Annotated in this window: 3 protein-coding genes; 1 reads left to right on the forward strand and 2 read right to left on the reverse strand. The window is 70.5% G+C overall.

From position 1 onward, the window contains the following. The coding region (locus tag ABD151_RS12545) for an FAD-dependent oxidoreductase (RefSeq protein WP_343994826.1) at window positions 1–1,556 on the forward strand (1,556 nt) is incomplete at its 5' end. Window positions 1,557–1,708: 152 nt separating this feature from the next. On the opposite strand, the gene ABD151_RS12550 is transcribed toward ABD151_RS12545, so the two are convergent. Together ABD151_RS12550 and ABD151_RS12555 are read right to left on the reverse strand one after the other, a co-directional pair. Further along, the gene (locus tag ABD151_RS12550; protein WP_343994828.1) at window positions 1,709–2,236 is read right to left on the reverse strand and encodes a DinB family protein; all 528 of its coding nucleotides are present in this window, start codon (window positions 2,234–2,236) and stop codon (window positions 1,709–1,711) included. Further along, window positions 2,233–2,929: NAD(P)/FAD-dependent oxidoreductase (locus ABD151_RS12555; protein WP_343994830.1), on the reverse strand; the 697-nt coding region annotated here is incomplete at its 5' end. The genes ABD151_RS12555 and ABD151_RS12550, both read right to left, overlap by 4 nt.

The following is a 2,929-nucleotide window of genomic DNA, read 5'->3' on the forward strand; positions in this document are numbered from 1 at the left end:
ACGTCGACGCGATCGAGATCCACTGCGCGCACGGCTACGTGCTGGGCGGCTTCCTCACCGAGCGCGACAACCGGCGCACCGACTCCTATGGCGGCTCGCTGGAGAACCGGGCCCGTCTGGCCTGCGAGGTGATCGCCTCGGTGAAGGCTGCGGTGGGTCACAAGATGGCCGTGATCGTCCGGGTCGCGGGCCAGGAGTTCGGCCAGGAGGGTGGACTCACCAACGCCGAGGCCTGCCAGGCCGCGGCGCTCTTCGAGAAGGCCGGCGCCGACGCCATCCACGTCACCGGCTGGGGCCGCAACCCGTTCTCGAACTTCACCGACGGCCCGCTGCCGAACAAGGTCGGTGCCTACGTCGACCTCGCCGCCGAGGTGAAGAAGCACGTCGCGATCCCGGTGATCACGGTCGGCCGGGTGCTGCCCGAGGTCGGCGAGGAGGCGATCGCCGAGGGCAAGGCGGACTTCGTCGCCATGGGACGTCAGCTCCTGGCCGACCCCGATCTGGTCAACAAGCTCATCGCGGGTCACGCCACCGAGGTGCGACCGTGCATCAACTGCTACGTCTGCGTGCAGGAGAACTTCTGGGATGACACGCCGGTATGTGCGGTCAACCCGGCCCTCGGCAACGAGGGGCTGGTGCCGTTCATCCGCACCGCCACCGCCAAGAACGTCGTCGTGATCGGCGCGGGCCCGGCCGGCCTCGAGGCGGCCCGGGTGCTCACCCTGCGCGGCCACAAGGTGACCGTGCTCGACAAGGGCGACCGGCTCGGCGGCACGCTGTGGTTCTCCACGCTGACCACCCCCGACAACGAGCGGCTGCTCAAGTGGCTGACCGCCGAGGTCGAGCGACTCGGCATCGACGTGCGGCTCAACACCGAGGCCACCGCGGCGACCGTGGCTGCGCTGCGGCCCGACCACGTCGTGGTCGCCACCGGTGCCAAGCGCCCGCGTCCCGACGTCCCGGGCGGCGAGCTGCCGCACGTGCACACCGGAGACTCGATGCGCAACCTGCTGCTGGGCAGCGCGGAGGCCTCCGAGGGCTCGTTCTTCATGCGCTCGATGGGCAAGCTGGGCAAGCTCTCCGGCGTCACCAAGAGCCCGGAGGCGATCCGGCAGATCACCCGCAAGTTCCTGCCGATGGGCAAGGAGGTCGTGGTGATCGGCGGCTCGCTGGTGGGCCTCGAGCTCGCCGAGTGGCTCGCCGAGCGCGGGCGCAACGTGACCCTGCTCGAGGAGGGCCAGCAGCTCGGTCTGCCGATGGCGATGCCGCGGCGTTGGACCGCGGTGCGGCACGCGAGCGAGGTCGGCGTCACCGTGCACCGGCACGCGAGGCCGACGCGGATCACCGAGGACCAGGTCGAGTTCGTGGTCGGCGAGCAGACCCACACGGTCGAGGCCAGCATGGTGATCTTCGCCGCCGGCACCTACGCCGCCGCCCCGCTCGCCGAGGAGCTCACCGCCGCCGGCCTGAGCTTCGACATCATCGGAGACGCCGGCACCGTCGGCTACATCGAGAACGCCATGCACTCCGCCTGGAAGTTCGCCACTACCTTCTGACCCCTGGAGATAGTCCCTGACGTTTTCGTGGTTTTTCGGGCCCAGAAACCACGAAAACGTCAGGGACTATCCCATTTTGTAACCCTGTGGTGCGGATGGGGTTAGTGGGAGTTGGTGGGGTGAGTGGGGTGAGTGGGGCTGGTGGGGTGAGGCTATTGGCCGGTGCGACCGTCGATGCACTCGCGCAGGAGGTCGGCGTGGCCGCAGTGGCGGGCGTACTCCTCGATCATGTGCACGACGACGTCGCGCACCTCGATCTGCTCGTCGGACACGGTGACCAGGTCGTCGAGGGCCGCGCGCTTCAGGATCGCCCGGCTGCGCTCGACCTGGTAGGCGAGGCCGGAGAAGGCGTCGTCGACGTTGGCCTGATCGCCGGCGATCTCCTCGAAGCCGTGGTCGCTCGGGTACAGCCGGGGCTCGTCGAGGTTGCCCGCGATCACCCGGTGGAACCAGTGGTGCTCGACGCGGGCCATGTGCCGCACCAGGCCGAGCAACGACAGCCCGGACGGCGGCACCGAGCGCCGGGCCAGCTGCTCGGGGTCGAGGCCGTCGCACTTGAGCCGTAGCGTGAGCCGGTAGGCCTCCAGGTAGTCGAGCAGCGTGTCGCGCTCCCCGCGGGGCGGGGCCGCCGGCTCGCGCGGGTCCTCGCCGGCCGGCAGCCACATCCCGTCGAAGCTCATCGCTGCGCGCCGACCTCGGCGAGTGGGATCTCGGGATCGGCGAGCCGGCTCCGGTCCACCGGGGTCGAGGAGGCGACCAGCGCGGTGAGATCGTCCCCGGCATCCCAGATGTTGACGTTCATCGCGGCCTCGACGCGGTCGCCGTCATCGAGCCAGAACGCCAGGTACTCGCCGGCCAGGTCGCCGCGGACCACCACGTTCTCGGGATCCGAGGCCAGACCGCGGTACTCCATGCCGAGGTCGAACTGGTCGGTGAAGAAGTACGGCTGCCGGTCGTAGACGGCCTCCTTGCCGAGCAGCGTGCGGGCCGCGATGGCGGGCTGGTTCTGGGCGTTGGCCCAGTGCTCGACGCGGACCCGGCGCTCGAAGGCCGGGTGCTCCGCCTCGGCGATGTCGCCGACGGCGACGATGTCGGGGTGGCTGGTCTGCAACGCGGCGTCGACCAGAACGCCACGATCGGTGGCGAGCCCGGCGTCGCGGGCCAGCTCGATGTTGGGCACCGCCCCGATCCCGAAGAGCACCAGGTCGCCGGGCACGTGCGCGCCGTCCGCAAGCTGCACGCCGGTGGCGTGGCCCTCGCGCACGGTCACCTGGCTGACGGCGATGCCGGTACGCACCTCGACACCGTTGCGCCGGTGCAGATCGCCGAACGCGGCGCCGATCCGGCTGCCGAGCACCGCCTGCAGGGGGTGC

Source organism: Nocardioides dubius (assembly GCF_039528155.1).
GTDB lineage: Bacteria > Actinomycetota > Actinomycetes > Propionibacteriales > Nocardioidaceae > Nocardioides > Nocardioides dubius.

Excerpts from the sequence above, each read along its gene's own strand:
- ABD151_RS12550 (WP_343994828.1), bottom strand. The coding sequence starts at position 2,236 with ATGAGCTTCGACGGGATGTGGCTGCCGGCCGGCGAGGACCCGCGCGAG.